12 protein-coding genes are annotated in these 15,722 nt (G+C 63.9%); 7 read left to right on the top strand and 5 right to left on the bottom strand.

Going from position 1 to position 15,722, the window contains the following annotated elements:
* Positions 1 to 77 precede the first annotated feature (77 nt).
* Positions 78 to 1,436, top strand: a complete 1,359-nt coding sequence (locus K410_RS0127075; RefSeq protein ID WP_028137773.1) for a histidine kinase — start codon at positions 78 to 80, stop codon at positions 1,434 to 1,436.
* A gap of 29 nt (positions 1,437 to 1,465) precedes the next feature.
* On the opposite strand, the gene K410_RS37320 is transcribed toward K410_RS0127075, so the two are convergent.
* Entirely contained in the window at positions 1,466 to 2,125 is a 660-nt protein-coding gene (locus tag K410_RS37320) for a response regulator transcription factor (RefSeq protein WP_049820334.1), read from the bottom strand.
* A gap of 79 nt (positions 2,126 to 2,204) precedes the next feature.
* Entirely contained in the window at positions 2,205 to 4,370 is a 2,166-nt protein-coding gene (locus K410_RS0127065) for a PQQ-dependent dehydrogenase, methanol/ethanol family (RefSeq protein WP_049820333.1), read from the bottom strand.
* A gap of 393 nt (positions 4,371 to 4,763) precedes the next feature.
* Here K410_RS0127065 and K410_RS0127060 point away from each other — a divergent pair, with 393 nt between their 5' ends.
* Positions 4,764 to 7,157: a TonB-dependent receptor gene (locus K410_RS0127060; protein WP_245269545.1), complete on the top strand. Its 2,394-nt coding sequence runs from the start codon at positions 4,764 to 4,766 to the stop codon at positions 7,155 to 7,157.
* Between the two features lie 175 nt (positions 7,158 to 7,332).
* Here the strand turns inward: K410_RS0127060 and K410_RS0127055 are convergent, their stop codons facing one another.
* From K410_RS0127055 to K410_RS0127045, 3 genes are read right to left on the bottom strand one after another with little or no spacing between them, the layout of a single operon-like run.
* The gene (locus K410_RS0127055; RefSeq protein WP_028137770.1) at positions 7,333 to 8,358 is read right to left on the bottom strand and encodes an ABC transporter permease; all 1,026 of its coding nucleotides are present in this window, start codon (positions 8,356 to 8,358) and stop codon (positions 7,333 to 7,335) included.
* Positions 8,355 to 9,872 carry a sugar ABC transporter ATP-binding protein gene (locus K410_RS0127050; RefSeq protein ID WP_028137769.1) on the bottom strand — a complete coding sequence of 506 codons (1,518 nt, stop codon included), beginning with the start codon at positions 9,870 to 9,872 and terminating at the stop codon, positions 8,355 to 8,357. Before K410_RS0127050 ends, K410_RS0127055 begins: the two co-directional genes overlap by 4 nt.
* A 33-nt stretch (positions 9,873 to 9,905) precedes the next feature.
* A complete protein-coding gene (locus K410_RS0127045) occupies positions 9,906 to 10,859 on the bottom strand; it encodes a sugar-binding protein (protein ID WP_028137768.1) in 954 nt (317 codons plus the stop codon).
* Between the two features lie 411 nt (positions 10,860 to 11,270).
* Between K410_RS0127045 and K410_RS0127040 the strand changes: the two genes are divergently transcribed.
* From K410_RS0127040 to K410_RS0127015, 5 genes are all read left to right on the top strand, one after another.
* Positions 11,271 to 11,528 carry a hypothetical protein gene (locus K410_RS0127040; protein WP_245269544.1) on the top strand — a complete coding sequence of 86 codons (258 nt, stop codon included), beginning with the start codon at positions 11,271 to 11,273 and terminating at the stop codon, positions 11,526 to 11,528.
* Positions 11,529 to 11,897: 369 nt separating this feature from the next.
* Complete coding sequence (locus tag K410_RS0127030) at positions 11,898 to 12,308, top strand: hypothetical protein (protein WP_028137766.1); 411 nt, start codon at positions 11,898 to 11,900, stop codon at positions 12,306 to 12,308.
* A gap of 153 nt (positions 12,309 to 12,461) precedes the next feature.
* Positions 12,462 to 13,916 carry a GH1 family beta-glucosidase gene (locus tag K410_RS0127025; RefSeq protein ID WP_028137765.1) on the top strand — a complete coding sequence of 485 codons (1,455 nt, stop codon included), beginning with the start codon at positions 12,462 to 12,464 and terminating at the stop codon, positions 13,914 to 13,916.
* A gap of 36 nt (positions 13,917 to 13,952) precedes the next feature.
* Positions 13,953 to 14,093, top strand: coding sequence for a hypothetical protein (locus K410_RS40580; protein ID WP_196236074.1), 141 nt, complete (start codon positions 13,953 to 13,955; stop codon positions 14,091 to 14,093).
* 60 nt (positions 14,094 to 14,153) lie between these two features.
* Positions 14,154 to 15,386, top strand: a complete 1,233-nt coding sequence (locus K410_RS0127015; protein WP_028137764.1) for an acetyl-CoA C-acetyltransferase — start codon at positions 14,154 to 14,156, stop codon at positions 15,384 to 15,386.
* Positions 15,387 to 15,722: the final 336 nt, after the last annotated feature.

Here is a 15,722-nt window from a genome sequence, read left to right as displayed (position 1 = left end):
TAGATATCCGCCGCTCCGCCCCTGTCAACGTCATCGGACAGCGGCGGGCAGAGCTTCGCGAGGCACGAGCGATACCCATGTGGCAAAATCTATCCTTGCGCGGGCGCATCAACCTCCTGCTGGCGCTGCTGCTGGCGCTGGGGCTCGCCGTCAATATCGGCCGCCAGATCGCGGAGGCAGGTCCCCGCGTGCAGGCCGAGGACCAGAGCGTGATCCGCCTCGCGCGCGAGTTCATCGAAATGATCGTGGCCGACCTCAACGAAGCCCCCGATCCGGACGCCAGGCTGAACCAGATCGCCCGCGATCTCAGCCGTCTGCGCCATGTCAGCATCACGCTCCGGGATGCCGCCGGCCATCCGCTGACGCCGCCGCGGGCCGATGCCGATGCGGACACGCACGGGCCACCAGCCTGGTTCGTCAGCCTGGTTCATCCCGACCAGACCGCGGTGAGCGTTCCGGTGACGGTCCATGGCCGGCCCGGTTCGCTCCTGATCACCTCGCATCCCGATGACGAGATCGCGGAGATCTGGGACGGCATCGTGACCCAGCTCGAGGTCGGCTCGGCGATCGCGCTGGCGCTGTTCCTGTTGATGATGAATGTGGTCGGCCGGGCGCTGGCGCCGCTGCAGTCGCTGGCGGAGGCGATGGGGAAGCTCGAAGGCGGACATTACGAGGCCCGCGTCACGCCGGGCGGTGCGCCGGAGCTCGCCGCGATATGCACCAAGCTCAACCACCTTGCCGCAACGCTTCATGAGGCGGTCGAGGACAAGCGGCGCCTCGCCGAGCGAGCGGTTTCGCTTCAGGACATCGAGCGCAAGGAGATCGCGCGCGAGCTCCACGACGAGTTCGGGCCGTATCTGTTCTCGTTGCGCGCACATGCCGGCGCGCTGGCGAAGCAGGCGGACGGACGGGTTCCCAATGCGGAAGCCGTGCGAAAACACGGCAGCGCCATGCTGGAGCAGATCAACGCGCTGCAGCAGTTCAATCGCCGCGTGCTGGAGCGCCTCCGCCCGGTCGGGCTCGCCGAGCTCGGCCTGCGCCAGGCGCTGGAATCGCTGTCGCGGCTGTGGCGGGAATCGCATCCGGATGTCGCGGTCGAGACCGTGATCTCACCCGCGCTCGGGCCCACCGGCGAGACCGCCGATCTCACCATCTACCGCATCGTGCAGGAGGCGCTCACCAATGTGTTCCGCCACGCCGGCGCGACCTCGGTCAATGTCGTCATCGAACCGGCGGAGCAGACGGCTCACGACGGCCGCTCCTGCGCCCGGGTGCGGGTCAGCGACAACGGCCGCGGCATGGAGCCCGGCCAGAAGCTCGGCTTCGGCCTCGTCGGGATGCGTGAGCGGATCCTGGCGCTGGGCGGCACGCTTAATGTCGTGTCCGGTGACGGAGGGGTGACGGTGGAGGCCTTGGTACCGACGGCCGCGTCCTGATCCGAATTGATGTCGCGCGCCGCGCCGGGTCAATTCGAACCGTCTGCGCCGCCCGCGAGCTCGTACGCACGGCGGAGCAGGTCGCTGGTGCGACGGATCCCGAGCTTGATCCTCGCCTGCTTGACGAGCCGCGCGACGGCGCGCGGCGTGATGTCCAGCTCTTCGGCGATCGCAGAGTAGGCGTTTCCCTGGCCGAGCAGGCTGAGCGCCTCTCTTTCCCTGCGCGTCAGTGTGGCGGCCTTGCCGAATTCGACGTGATCGGGCAGGGGCACGCCGCGCAGATTGATCCGCTCGTCGACATAGCGATGACCGAGCCTGACCTGGCGCACCGCCTTCGGCAGCTCGTCCGGCGCCGAGTCCTTCAGCAGATATCCGATGGCTCCCGCCTTGATTGCGGACGCGACGATGCTTGCGTCCGCATGCATGCTGAAAACCAGCACGCGCGCGAGCGGTGCATCCGAGGAGATCCGATGCAGTAGGTCGACGCCGCCCAGTGCTTCTCCGGGAAAGGTCAGATCCAGGATGACGACTCCGGGCCGGTGCTCCAGGAATGCCTGATAGCCGCTCGGCACATCACGCGCAGCGACGACGTCCTCGACGTCGCCCAGCACGACGCGGCACGCTTCTGCGATGATTGGATGATCATCGACGACGAGTATCGGGCTCAAATGGAACTCTCTGGTCTGCATCGCGCCTGATTGATGCAACGTTAGGCTTGAAACCATCTCCGCCGGCTGCGGCAATGCCTGCCGCAGCCGTGTCGCCGCGTCACTTCTTCGGCCGTATCGCGTCGGCCGTGCCCTGGATGAAAGCCTGAATCTTCACGACATCGGCTTCCGTCAGCTTGCCCGTGAAGTCGGGCATGCCCTTGTCGCGGAACGGTCCCTTGAAGACGATGTTCTTCAGGTTGGCGATCTCCTCCGCCGGCACGTAGCCGAGATTGCGGACGTTGCCGCCCTTGTCGACACCGGGCACGCCATGGCAGGTGGCGCAGGCGGCGACATAGAGCGCGGTTCCTTCCGGCACGTCCTTCGGATCGTACTTCACGCCCTGGAGCAGGCCTTCGGTCTGGTACTTCACGAATTCCGGCAGCGGCGCCTTGCCGTTGAGCGCGAAGGTGTAGACCGTTCCAGGGCTTTGCCGCTCGGTCGCCCGCTGCGCCATGCCGTAGACGCCGCCCCAGCCGACGGCAATCGAGACATACTGCACGCCGTCGAGCATATAGGTTGAAGCCGCAGCGACGACGCCGGTGCCGGTCGGTGTCTCCCACAGCGCTTTTCCGGTCTTGGCGTCATAGGCGACGAACCGACCATCCGCCGTGCCCTGAAACACCAGGTTTCCGGCCGTGGTCAGCGTGCCGCCGTTCCATGGCGAGGGGTATTCGACGCGCCAGGCTTCCTTCTGCCTGACCGGGTCCCACGCGATCAGACGCCCGAACGGAAGACTCTTGGGCGGCTCTCCGTTGAGGACGAAACCGACGTTCCAGCCGGTGGCGCCGCCGAACTTGCCCGGCGTTGCGGCATTCTGCTTGAACATCTTTTCCGGAATGAGGTTCACCGGCACATTCTGCGCTGGCAGATAGACCAGCCCGGTCTGCGGGTTGAACGACATCGGATGCCAATTGTGGGCGCCGTAGGGCCCGGGGATCGAGTCGTAGGCCGCATCGCCGCGCGCGGCCGGCACCTCGATCGGGCGTCCGTTGGCATCGTAACCGGTGGCCCAGTTCACATCGACGAAGTTCTTCGCCGAGATGAACTTGCCGTTGGTGCGGTCGATCACGAAGAAGAAGCCGTTCTTGGGCGCGTGCAGGATGACTTTGCGCGGCGCGCCGTCGATGCTGATGTCGGCGAGGATCATCGGCTGGGTCGAAGTGTAGTCCCAGTGATCGCCGGGCGTCTCCTGATAGTGCCAGGCGTATTTTCCGGTGTCGGCGTTCAGCGCCACGATCGAGGCGAGATAGAGGTTGTCGCCGCCGGCGGGGCTGCGCACATTCCGGTTCCAGGGCGAGCCGTTGCCGGTGCCGATGTAGACGAGGTTGAGCTCGGGGTCGAAGGTGATGGTGTCCCATGGCGTGCCGCCGCCGCCGTTGAGCCAATATTGGCCGGCGGGATCCCAAGTCTTGGCCGCCTTTTCCATCGACTCGTCTTCGAACGGCTTCGACGGATCGCCGGGCACGGTGAACCAGCGCCAGAGTTGGTTTCCGCTCTCGGCATCGTATGCGGTGACGTAGCCGCGCGCGCCATATTCGGCGCCGCCTTGTCCGATCACGACCTTGCCGTTGAAGACGCGCGGCGCGCCGGTGATGGTGTAGGAATGCTCGTGGTCGATCAGCGTGTCCTTTTCCCAGACCTTCTTGCCGGTTGCCGCGTCGAGCGCGATCAGGCGGCCGTCATAGGCAGCTACGAACACCTTGCCCTTATAGAGCGCGACGCCGCGGTTGACGACATCGCAGCAGCCCTTGTAGCCGAGTTCGCGGTTGACTTGCGGATCGAACGTCCAGATGCGCTTGCCGGTGCGCGCGTCGATCGCATGCACGATGCTCCAGGAGGCCGTCTGGTACATGATGCCGTCGACGACGACCGGCGTCGCCTCGACTCCGCGCGAGGATTCGAGATTGTAGGTCCAGACCAGACCGAGGTTCTTGACGTTGTCGCTCGTGATCTGATTGAGCTTCGAAAAGCGGGTCTCGGCGTAGTCCAGGCCGATCGTCGGCCAATTGTTGGATGTCGCCGCATTGGCTTTGATGTAGGCGCTGTCGACCTGGGCAATCGCGGCCTTGATGCTGTCGGGCGTCAAGCTCTTGGTCGTGTCCTGCGCGCCTGCGGCGGCGATGGACGCGGCGACGCCAAGACTCGCGGCGAACCCCGTGACGAGGCGGCGGCGGACGCGCCGGACAAATAGATCTCGAACGGAAATGCGTTCCCGCAGCCTCATCGTTTCCTCCGACTTTCTTTTGCGTCCCGTAAAGGCACCCCGCCACGAAGGGCGGGGTGTTGAGTCTACGGATGAATGACTCGCGACGAGGTCGCGATGTCGCGTCAAGGATTGCACAGAGACCATCGGTCGGGTTGAGCATAAAGTCTCGCCGGCACCGGGAATAGTTCCCGAGAGTCGAGGTAAGTCGACGATCGCGTGGCGACCGGATCGGGAAGAATTCCCGATTTGATCGGGATTTCCTGCCGTGGAGAGGGCGGACCTTTTACGGCTGGCGTGCCGCGGCTTTTGGCCTGTACGTTGGCTTGAACGGCGGGGAACAAGATTGCCGGAAAATGTGGGTGGAGACGGATGGGCGTTCGGGGTCTGGTCGTAATTTCAATCTGTACGGGAATGGTCGTGGCGACCGAGGCGGGCGCCGCGCCGGATGAGCAAACCAACATCCAGAATTTGCCGCCGGTCGAGGTCGAGGCACCGCCGCCGGCCGTGCGGCGCAGTGCTCCGTCCCGGCCCGTCGCGCGCATCGGGGCCCCGTCGTCCGCCGCGCCGAGGACCCGCCTTTACGTCTATCCGACCTCGCCGGGCAGCGGCAAAGGTCTCGACGTCGACAAGGTTCCCTCGGCGATCAACGCGGTCGACGCCGGCCAGATCAGGCGCACCAACTCGCCGAACATCGCCGATGCCCTGCAGCAGCACGTGCCCGGCGTCAGCATCAATGAGGTGACCGGCAATCCCTTCCAGCCCGATATCCAGTTTCGCGGCTACGTCGCGTCGCCGCTTGCCGGGACGCCGCAGGGTCTCGCCGTCTACCAGAACGGTGTCCGCATCAACGAGGCCTTCTCCGACATCGTCAATTGGGACCTCATTCCGACGGCTGCGATCCGATCAGCCGTCGCGGTGACCAACAATCCCGCCTATGGGCTCAATGCGCTCGGCGGTGCCATCGATCTGCAGATGAAGAACGGCTTCAACTATCAGGGCGCCGAGATCGACGTCATGGGCGGCTCGTTCGGCCGCATTCAGGGCTCCGCGCAATGGGGCAAGCAGATCGACAGGAACTGGTCCGTCTACGGCGCGCTCGAAGGCATCCACGACAACGGCTTTCGCAACTTTTCATCGTCCGACGTGCGACGCTTCTATGGCGATGTCGGATATCGCTTCGAGGGCAGCGAATTCCATCTCAATGGCGGCGTCGCCAACAACTCCTTGGCAGGCCCCAGTACCGTTCCGGCCGAATTGCTCCAGCAATATTGGGGCGCCACCTATACGACGCCGCAGACCATCTCCAACAAGGTCGGCTATCTCAACTTCACCGGAAAGGTGGAGGCAACGCCGACCTGGACCTTCGAAGGCACGGCGCGTTTGCGGCACTTCAAGCAAAGTACCGTCGACGGTAACCCGACCGATACCGTGCCTTGCGCCGACCCGACGCTGCTTTGCTTCGACGACGACGACGTCCCCGCGTTCGGCCTGAATGGCGTGCAGCTCGCCAATACCTTCGGCCCCGATGCCATCCTGAGCCAGATCGATCGCACCTCCACCAAGTCGACGTCGTTCGGCATATCCGGGCAGGCGACCAACACGGATCAGCTGTTCGGTCACGGCAACCGCTTCGTGGTCGGCGCAAGCTACGACCTCAGCAAGACGCATTTCACGGGCAGCACCGAACTGGGAACGATCGGCACGAACTACGTCGTCACGGGAAGCGGCATATTCCTCGGTCAGTCGGGCGAGCCGACGTCGATCGGTCCGGTGTCGCTTCGCACCGTCAACCAGTATCAGGGCCTCTATGCACTGGACACGTTCGACGTGACGGATCGTTTTGCGGTCACTGGCGGCGGACGGTTCAATGCCGCCCAGATTTCCCTGATGGACCAGCTCGGCACCGCGCTCAACGGCGATCATGCCTTCTACCGCTTCAATCCGATCGTCGGAGGCACCTTCAGGATCACGCCCGAAGTGACGGCGTATGCCGGCTATTCCGAGGCCAACAGGGTGCCGACGCCGCTCGAGCTGGGTTGCGCCGATCCGGCGAGGCCCTGCATCATCGGACAATTCCTGGTCGCCGATCCTCCGCTGCGGCAAGTCGTGTCCAAGACCGTTGAAGCGGGCTTCCGCGGCACCAAGGAACTGCAGATCGGTTCGCTCGGATGGAAGATCGGCGCTTTCCGGGCCACCAATTACGACGACATCGTTGCGACGCCGATCCCCGGCTTGACCGGCTTCGGCTTCTTCCAGAACATTGGTCGCACGCGCAGGCAGGGGCTCGAAGCCGAGGTGAGCGTGAAGTCGAACGTGCTGCAGTTCCAGGCGAGCTATGCATTCCTCGATGCGCGCTTCCTCGATGCGCTAACGCTGGGCTCGGATAGCCCGTTCGCAGACGCCGACGGCAACATCCAGGTCCTGCCGGGCAACCAGATTCCGCGCTTGCCGCGGCACCTCATCAAGGCCAGCGTCGAATATGCGGTGACTGACGTCTGGAAAGTCGGAGGCGACGCGCTCTTTGTTTCGAGCCAGTATTACGTCGGCGACGAGTCCAACCAGTTTCCACAGCTCCCGTCCTACGCCGTGTTCAATCTCCACAGCTCCTACCAGATCACCCGGAACATTCAGCTCTATGGGCGCGTCAACAACATCTTCGACAATCGCTACTCCACGCTCGGCACGTTCTTCGACAGGGAAGCGCTGCCGAACTTCGCCAACGGGGGAGCCGAATTCACCGACCCGCGCTCGCTCAGCCCGGCCAGGCCGCGCGCGTTCTATGCGGGGATGCGGGTGACGTTCTAAGGCCTGATCCGGAGAAGTGCGCAGCGGCTTTCCGAGAAGCTCATGCTGAAACAATAGCCTGGAGCGTGATGACGATGCTTCCTCGTCTCATCGCGCTCCGGATACTTTGGAAGTGCTGTCGTCTTCCCGTGATCGACCGTCCGTGCCGGATACACACCGGCGCAAACCGTCGCCTTCACTCCGCCTTCAGTTTCTCGATCGGTGCGGCCGCGGCGCTCGTCTGCCCTCGGCCTTTGGTCGCCCCGACGCGGCTGCGTCGCTGCACCAGATACTGATCGCCGAGCACTCCGGCCAGGATCACCGTTCCCATCACTGCGAAATTGAGCGAACTCGGAATGCCCAGCAGGTTGACCAGATTCTGCAGCATCTGGAGCAGCACGGTGCCGAGCACGACGCCGATGATCGAGCCTTCGCCGCCGCGCAAGGAGCAGCCGCCGAGCACAGCGGCGGCGATGGCGTAGAGCTCGTAGAACGAGCCGTGCACGGCCGGCGAAATCGAACGGGTGTACATCGCGATCAGGATGGCTGAAAATGCGGTCAGCCCACCGCAGATTACATAGGCCGAGATGATCACGCGGCTGGAGCGGATGCCGGAGTAGCGTGCCGCCTCCTCGTTCTTGCCGACGGCATAGAGGTAGCGGCCGAATACGGAGCGGTGAAGCACCACCCAGGCGATGATGGTCACCAGGCCAAGCGCCACCACGCTGTGCGGCAGCGGAAAGCCGAGGACATTTGTGCGGCCGGCGGCCAGCCATTCCAGCATCGGAAAGCTCGCGCCGAAGCCGAACCCCGCCGTCGAGTCCTCGGTATAATAGCGTGCCGCGCCGCGATAAATCAGGAGGCCGCACAGCGTGACCACGAAGGCCTGGATCCGCATCCTGGTCACCAGCGTGCCATGAATCAGGCCGATCAGGAGCCCGGCCGCAACGATCATCGCGGTTGCCGCCAACCAGTCGACGTCGTGATTGACGATGAGGTCGATGAACAGGACGCCCAGCAGCGCGATCACGGAACCAACCGACAGCTCGATTCCGCCGATGATGATGACGAAGGCTTGTGCGATGGAGAAGATGCCGAACAGCCCGACCTGGTTGGCCGTATTGGAGAGGTTGCCAACGTACAGGAATCTCGGATTGATGAGGGCGACGACGGTTCCGACCAGGAGGATCAGGACCAGAAGGCTCAGGTCTTTCTTGCTCAAGGTCCCTCCGGTCCAATTGCGTGACCGACGGCAAGCTGCAGCACATTGTGCTCGCTGAACTGGCTGCGATCAAGGAAGCCCGAGATTGCGCCTTCATGCATGACCGCGATCCGGTCGCTGATCCCGATCACCTCCTCCATGTCGCTGGAGATCATCAGGATCGCGACGCCGGCGTCGGTGAGGCGGCGCAGCATGTCGTAGATTTCCTGCTTGGCTCCGACGTCAACACCACGCGTCGGCTCGTCGAAGATCAGGACCTTCGGCCGCATCGACAGCCATTTGGCGAGCACGACCTTCTGCTGATTGCCTCCCGACAGCGAGCCGACGACGGTCTCGACGTCGGGGGCGCGGATATTGAGACGCTCCCGCTGGCGCATCGCATTCTCGTGCTCGCGCGCCGTATCCACCAGCCAGAAGCGCGAATAGGACGCCAGATCCGGCAGCGAGATGTTCTCGCTGATCGAGACGTCGAGCAGCAGGCCCGAGCCCTTGCGGTCCTCCGGGACGAGATAGATGCCTTGCTCGATGGCGGCCCGCGGGTTTGCGATACGGATCGGCTCGCCATCGAGCCTGATCGCGCCGCCACGCAACCGGTCGATGCCGAAGACGGCGCGCGCGAGCTCGGTGCGGCCGGACCCGACGAGGCCGGCAAGTCCGAGGATCTCGCCGCTGCGGACCGACAGGCTCACGGCGCGGTCGGGGTAGGTGTCGGTGACGGCTTCGACGATCTGGAGCACGTTGTTCCCAGGTGGTGCGGCCGGCGGAACGTAAAGCGACTTCAGGTCGCGGCCGATCATCAGGCGGATCATTGCCGCCGGCGAGAGTTCTGCGCGTGTCAGTGTGCCGACCACGCGGCCGTCACGCAGCACGACCGCGCGGTCGGCGCACTGCATCACCTCATTGAGGCGATGGGTGATGAAGATGACGCTGACTCCGTGGGCTTTCAGGCTGGCGACGATCCGCATCAAGCGGTCGGTCTCCGTGAGCGTCAGGCTCGATGTCGGCTCGTCCATGATGACGAGGCGAGCATCGAGCGAGAGCGCCTTCATGATCTCGACGAGCTGGCGCTGCGCCAGCGACAATTCGGCGAGCGGTGCATCGGCCGCGAAATCGCAGCCCAGCCGGTCGAGCAGCGGAGCGACGTCGGCATGCATGCGCTTGCGGTCGATCAGCCGCAAGGGCCCGCCGCGCACGGGCTCGCGGCCGATGAAGACGTTGGCGGCGACATCCAGATTGTCGAACAGGTTCAGTTCCTGATGGACGAAGGCGATGCCCGCCTTGATCGCATCCGTCACGGTGAGCGAGCTTCGCGCGGCGCCGTCCACACGGATGACGCCGCCGCTCGGCTCAACCACCCCGCCAAGCACGCGCATCAGCGTCGACTTGCCGGCGCCGTTCTCGCCGATCAGCGCAATGACCTCGCCGGGCGACACCTGCAAACCGACGCGATCGAGAGCGACCACGCCTGGATAGCTCTTGCTGATGTCAATCAGCTCGAGGAACGGCTCCGACATGGCAGGCTGCGGCCCGGGCAGCGGGGATATCTCCTATTTCTTCAGCATCTGCTTCATCGAGGCCATGAAGTCGTCGACATTCGCCTTTTCGATGACCTTGCCGGGCACGATGATGATGCCGTTGGCCGGAACACTAGACTTGTTGCCGCCGATGTAGTTCGCCATCAGCTTCATGCCCTGATAGCCCCACTCGAACGGCTGCTGGACCACTGTGCCGACGATGCTGCCTTCCTTGACGCCGCCGAGCGTGATCGGATCCTCGTCGAAGCCGATGATCTTGATCTTGTTGAGCTTGCCGGCTTCCTTGAGCACCTCATAGATGCGCGGCGTATTGTAGGAGTAAAAGCCGACGAGGCAGCTCACGTCGGGCATCGCCGCAAGGATGTCCTCGACGTTGCGCTTGGCGCGGGTCTGGTCGATCTCGTCGCCGCGGACGTCGACGAGCTCGACCTTCGAGCCTTTAATGGTCTCCTTCACGCCTTCGATACGCTCGCGTGCATTGTCGGCGCCGGGCAGGCCGACGAAGCCGACGCATTTGCCGCCGTTCGGCAGCGCCTTGATCATCAGCTTTCCTGCTTCCTTGCCGAGATCGGTGTTGGAGGAGCCGATATAGGCCACGCGCTTGGATTGCGGCGCGTCGCTGTCGGTGGTGAACAGCACCGTCTGGGACGCAACCTTGTTGAGGTGACCGGTCTGGTTCTTCGGATCGACCGCGCTGACCATGATGCCGGCGGCGCCGGCGGCGACGAGGTCGTCCATCACGCGCTGCTGCACGGCGGCCGCAGCCTGTTCCGGATATTTGAACTGGAGGTCGTAGTTGGGCAGCTCGCCCTGCGCCTTCTTCATGCCGGCCTCAGCGATCTTCCAGAAGTCGGATGCGCCATTGACGACGAAGGCCAGGACTTTCTTGTCCGCTGCGCCGGCCGAGCCGACACCCGCTGCTACCGCGAAGGCAATAGAGACACCTGCAACCAAGAGACGCTGCATATCATCCTCCCTAAGGCGGTCGGCCCTTGATGCAGGCCAACTCTGCTTGTGCCCAAACGCCATTCCCCGACGTGGGGTCGGCGAGGTAAAATGAGGCACGTACCTCAAAGTAGCAGAAGCACACCCGGCGTGCAATCGGAAGCAGCCGCCGGGGCGTCGACGGCGAAGCCTTGCCCAATCTCGCCAATAGTGGGGCGCTCGCCGACCTGAGCTCGCTGAGCCTGGCCAGGCTGGGCGCCTTCCGACGCCGCGTCCGTTGCTCTTGCCGGAGTGCTCGCTGAGCTTGCAGAATATGCCGCCTCCGTCATGATAGGTTCGGAGGCCTGCTTTGCCGTGTCGTTGAAGAATCCGGATGCCGTCGCTGCGATCGTTGCAGCGCTTCGGCATGTCTACGGCGACGAGATCGCGCGAATGATGCTCGTCGAGGGCATGAGCCTCGCCGACCTGATCGATGCGATGTTTTCCGCGCCCTTGACGCACCGTGAGGCCGTTCGAGATATCACGGACGCATTGGACGATTTTGTCGTTTCACCGGACCTGGGCCTGATGTGGCACCTCAAGTACATCTATGGAGACGAGCCCGGTTCCCTGCACGTCGTGGATATGGAGATCGCGACGCCCAACGGCACGCTGGCGAGCAGGGACGTCTGGCTTCGCCTGTCCACCTAGAGACGATGCCGCCTTCGCGACGACTTGGCCCCGCTGCCGCGCAGCGCCGTCTTTACCAATCAGAAACCATCAAGAATGATCTGAAAACTTTAACGAAACTGCCCGGCGCTCTCCGCGTCAATTCGCCGGAGGGCCCGTGTGATGACAGAGCACCAATTGAGAGAGCAGGAATGCCGGATCGCCCGTTATCGGCGTTTGGAGCGGGAGGTGACGGATCCGCTGGCCGCGTGTCTGCTTCACGGCATCGTCGAGGAGCTCGAAGCCGAGCTGCGCAAGGACAGGCCGGAATGGCACGGGCCGCGTGATTAACGCTTTCTTAGCGCTGATCGTGCGGATGATCGTGAGGGAATGCCAGGGGAGACTGCTCCCATGCTGAAGGACGGGACATATGCGGCGTGGTACCAGACGCCGCTCGATCAGGGGACCGGGATCGTCCATGTCGCCGACGGACAGATCTGGGGCCGCGACAGCCTGATGACCTATCACGGCTCCTGTCAGGTCGATGGGGATCGCTTCACCGCCACCGTCTCGACCAAGCGCCACACCGACGGTCGTGCAACGGTGTTTGGCGTGGAGGACGAGCTCGTTTTGGACATCGAGGGAAACTGCCCCGGCAAGATCGCCACTTACACCGCGACGGCACAGCAAGTGCCGGGAATGATTCTGCAGGGAACGCTCATTCTCAGCGAACCGCCGCTGCCGGCACGTGAACAGCGAGCCGAGTCGCGCCCGGCGTTCAACCTCGCCAAGTTGCCAAAGTTGCCCAAGCGTCCGCGCTGAGCCGGGAAGCACGCGGGGCAGTTGGCCCGGCAACCCAATGTCGGCCCCCGGACCGCGCGATTCTGCATCCGGTTTCTCCCAAAGCTTGCTTCTCAAACTGCCCTGAACTCGCCATTGTGCGCCCGCAACAGGATTGGAAGCGGAGAAGCATCAATGTCGGACAAGGTCTCGCGTCGCCGTTTCGCGAAACTCGCGGGGCTGTCCGCGACCGGCCTGACCGGTTCGCTCGATGCAGCCGAAGCGAGACCGGCAGCGCCGCGCGCCGGCTTTCCGGCCGGCTTCGTCTGGGGAACAGCGACCTCGTCCTACCAGGTCGAGGGCGCGGTCAACGAGGACGGGCGAGGGGCCTCGATCTGGGACAAGTTCGTGCGCATCCCCGGCAAGATCGAGGACGGCACCACAGGTGACCGCGCCAACGAGCACTATCACCGCTACAAGCAGGACATTGCCCTCATCAAGGAACTCGGCTGCAAGGCCTACCGCTTCTCGGTGGCCTGGCCGCGGTCGTTTCCGGACGGCGACGGCAAGCCCAATCCAAAGGGGCTCGACTTCTACAACCGGCTCATTGACGAGCTCCTGAAGAACGGCATCGAGCCGTGGCTGACGCTCTATCATTGGGACCTGCCGCAATCGCTTGAGGATCGCTTCGGCGGCTGGCGCTCGACGGAGACCTGCAAGATCTTCGGCGACTACGCGGCCTATGTCGCCAAGCATCTGACCGATCGCGTCAAGAACGTCTTCACGCTGAACGAGAGCGGCCGCTTCGTCTATTTCGGCTACGGCACCGGCATCGACGCGCCGGGCTTGCAGCTGCCGCAAGCGGACGTCAACCAGATCAGGCACAACAGTGCGCTGGCCCACGGGCTCGCGGTGCAGGCAGTGCGCGCCCACGGCCGCCGCGGCACGAGGGTCGGGCCGGCCGAGAACGTCGATGCCTGCGCGCCCGCGATCGACACGCCGGAAAACGTTCGCGCCGCCGAGATCGCGCTGCGCGAGATGAACGCGGGCTATCTCAACGTCATCATGACGGGCCGCTATACCGATGCCTTCCTGAAATTCGCCGGGCCCAACGCGCCGAAATACACCGATGCGGAGCTGAAGATCATCTCCTCAAAGGTCGATTTCCTCGGCCTCAACATCTACGCGCCGCAGAACTACGTGGTGGCGTCCGATCAGGGCGCCGGCTTCATGCCGCTGCCGATTCCCAAATCGTTTCCGCATATGAACTCGGACTGGCTGCGCGTCGGACCCGAGACGATCTACTGGGTGCCGAAGCTCGCGGCAAAGATCTGGAAGACGGATGCGATCTATATCAGCGAGAACGGCGCCTCCGGCGACGACGCCGTGACGCCCGACGGCAAGATCTACGACACCGACCGCATCATGTACCTGCGCAACTATCTCGCCCAGCTCCAGCGCGCCACGGCCGAAGGCGTGCCGGTGCGCGGCTATTTCCTCTGGAGCCTGATGGACAATTTCGAATGGGTCTACGGGCTGAACAAGCGCTTTGGGCTCTATCACGTCAATTTCGATACCCAGGTGCGCACGCCGAAGCTCAGCGCCAGCTTCTACCGCAACGTGATCGCGAAGAACGCGGCGGGGGCGTAGCGGTTTTCTTCCATCTAGAGCCACTGAGAGATCGTCATGCCCGGGCTCGTCCCGGGCATCCACGTTCTTCGTGCGACGTTGCAAGGCGTGGATGGCCGGGACAAGCCCGGCCATGACGTCGCGGGGGCTTTCGCGCAGCGGAAAATCCGGCTGCGGGGCTTAAACGCCGCGCATTGACTCTCTTCTCGCGCTTATCCAAAACCGTTCTCAACATCCATAAACGAGAGGACAACGCCAATGGCTGACGCACTGATCATCGATGCCTGCCGGACCCCGCGCGGCGTCGGCAAGGCCGGCAAGGGGGCACTCTCGGGCATTCATCCGCAGCAGCTCGGCGCAACCGTTCTGCGCGCGCTCGCCGACCGGACCGGCATCGATACCGCCGACGTCGACGACATCGTCTGGGGCTGCAGCGCGCAGGTCGCAACGCAAAGCGGCGATCTCGGCCGGATGTCGGCGCTCGATGCCGGCTACGACGTGCGCGCCAGCGCCGTGACGCTGGATCGTTTTTGCGGAAGCGGCATCACCAGCGTCAACATGGCGGCATCCTCGATCATGGCCGGTGCGGAAGACCTCGTCATCGCCGGCGGCTGCGAGATGATGTCGATGGAGGGCCGCCGCGGCAGTGGCCCGATGATGATGGACAACGGCAATCTGCGGCTGCGCGCGCGGCATCCGCAGTCGCATCAGGGCGTCTGCGCGGATGCAATCGCGACGCTGGAAGGCATTACCCGAGGGGATGTCGACGCGCTCGGGCTGGAGAGTCAGAAACGGGCCGCGCACGCGATCGCGAATGGCTACTTCAAGAAGAGCCTCGTGCCTGTTCACCGCGAGGACGGCAGCCTTGCACTCGACCACGAGGAATATCCGCGGCCGCAGACCACGATGGAGGGGCTCAGCAGCCTGAAACCGGCATTCCCGGCGATCGCCGACTATGCGCTCGACGACAAGGGCACGACCTATCGCGGACTGATCCTCCAGGAATATCCTGATCTCGAGATCGACTTCGTGCACCACGCCGGCAACTCGTCCGGCGTCGTCGATGGCGCCGCGGCGATCCTCCTGGCCTCGCCCGCTTACGCCAAGGCGCATGGCCTCAAAGCACGCGCCCGCGTGGTGGCGATGGCGAATATGGGGGACTCGCCGACCCTGATGCTGAACGCGCCGGTGCCGGCCACGCGCAAGGTGCTGGCGAAGGCGGGCTTGACCGTGGACGACATCGACCTGTTCGAGATCAACGAGGCGTTCGCGGTGGTGGCGGAAAAATATATCCGCGACCTCGAGCTCGATCGTGCCAAGGTCAACGTCAACGGTGGCTCGATCGCGCTCGGTCATCCCATCGGCGCCACCGGCTCGATCCTGATCGGCACCGTGCTCGACGAACTCGAACGGCGCGATCTCAAGCGCGGTCTCGTCACCATGTGCGCCGCCGGCGGCATGGCGCCCGCCATCATCATCGAGCGCGTCTAGCCGATCGCCCCTCACTTTCTCCCTGCTTTTACGGGGAGGAAGACCGGCGATATCGATCCAGCCCTTATTTTTCAGGGTGAATCGCGCGCTTCCCGTCAGAAAGAGGCCGGTCGTCGCTTGTCGAAAGCGGCGAATCAGTTCTAGCAAGATGTCGTGCGGGCCTTTGAAACAAGGCAAAATCCGCTGCTCAAGGCTTCTTCCGCACTGGAAGTGGCTAAAATGCAGGGTTTTTTGTCACATGGGGCCAAAAAAGCCCGTAAAACCGCGACAAAACTGTGCAGAAGGCTATAGGCCTTCGCCGGTTGGTCTAATATGCAGCCGTCACGAATCAGAGGA

It is taken from the genome of Bradyrhizobium sp. 22 (genome assembly GCF_000482425.1).
GTDB classification, from domain to species: domain Bacteria; phylum Pseudomonadota; class Alphaproteobacteria; order Rhizobiales; family Xanthobacteraceae; genus Bradyrhizobium; species Bradyrhizobium japonicum_B.
The sequence above is the reverse complement of the archived record's forward strand: the minus strand, read 5'-3'. Positions and strand labels throughout refer to the sequence as shown.

What these genes read in the sequence shown, in the direction of transcription:
- K410_RS0127065 (WP_049820333.1), bottom strand. Translation starts at nt 4,370, where the DNA reads ATGAGGCTGCGGGAACGCATTTCCGTTCGAGATCTATTTGTCCGGCGC.
- K410_RS0127060 (WP_245269545.1), top strand. Translation starts at nt 4,764, where the DNA reads ATGGTCGTGGCGACCGAGGCGGGCGCCGCGCCGGATGAGCAAACCAAC.
- K410_RS0127075 (WP_028137773.1), top strand. Translation starts at nt 78, where the DNA reads ATGTGGCAAAATCTATCCTTGCGCGGGCGCATCAACCTCCTGCTGGCG.
- K410_RS0127025 (WP_028137765.1), top strand. Translation starts at nt 12,462, where the DNA reads ATGTCGGACAAGGTCTCGCGTCGCCGTTTCGCGAAACTCGCGGGGCTG.
- K410_RS0127015 (WP_028137764.1), top strand. Translation starts at nt 14,154, where the DNA reads ATGGCTGACGCACTGATCATCGATGCCTGCCGGACCCCGCGCGGCGTC.
- K410_RS0127040 (WP_245269544.1), top strand. Translation starts at nt 11,271, where the DNA reads ATGATGCTCGTCGAGGGCATGAGCCTCGCCGACCTGATCGATGCGATG.
- K410_RS0127030 (WP_028137766.1), top strand. Translation starts at nt 11,898, where the DNA reads ATGCTGAAGGACGGGACATATGCGGCGTGGTACCAGACGCCGCTCGAT.
- K410_RS0127045 (WP_028137768.1), bottom strand. Translation starts at nt 10,859, where the DNA reads ATGCAGCGTCTCTTGGTTGCAGGTGTCTCTATTGCCTTCGCGGTAGCA.
- K410_RS0127050 (WP_028137769.1), bottom strand. Translation starts at nt 9,872, where the DNA reads ATGTCGGAGCCGTTCCTCGAGCTGATTGACATCAGCAAGAGCTATCCA.
- K410_RS40580 (WP_196236074.1), top strand. Translation starts at nt 13,953, where the DNA reads ATGCCCGGGCTCGTCCCGGGCATCCACGTTCTTCGTGCGACGTTGCAA.
- K410_RS37320 (WP_049820334.1), bottom strand. Translation starts at nt 2,125, where the DNA reads ATGCAGACCAGAGAGTTCCATTTGAGCCCGATACTCGTCGTCGATGAT.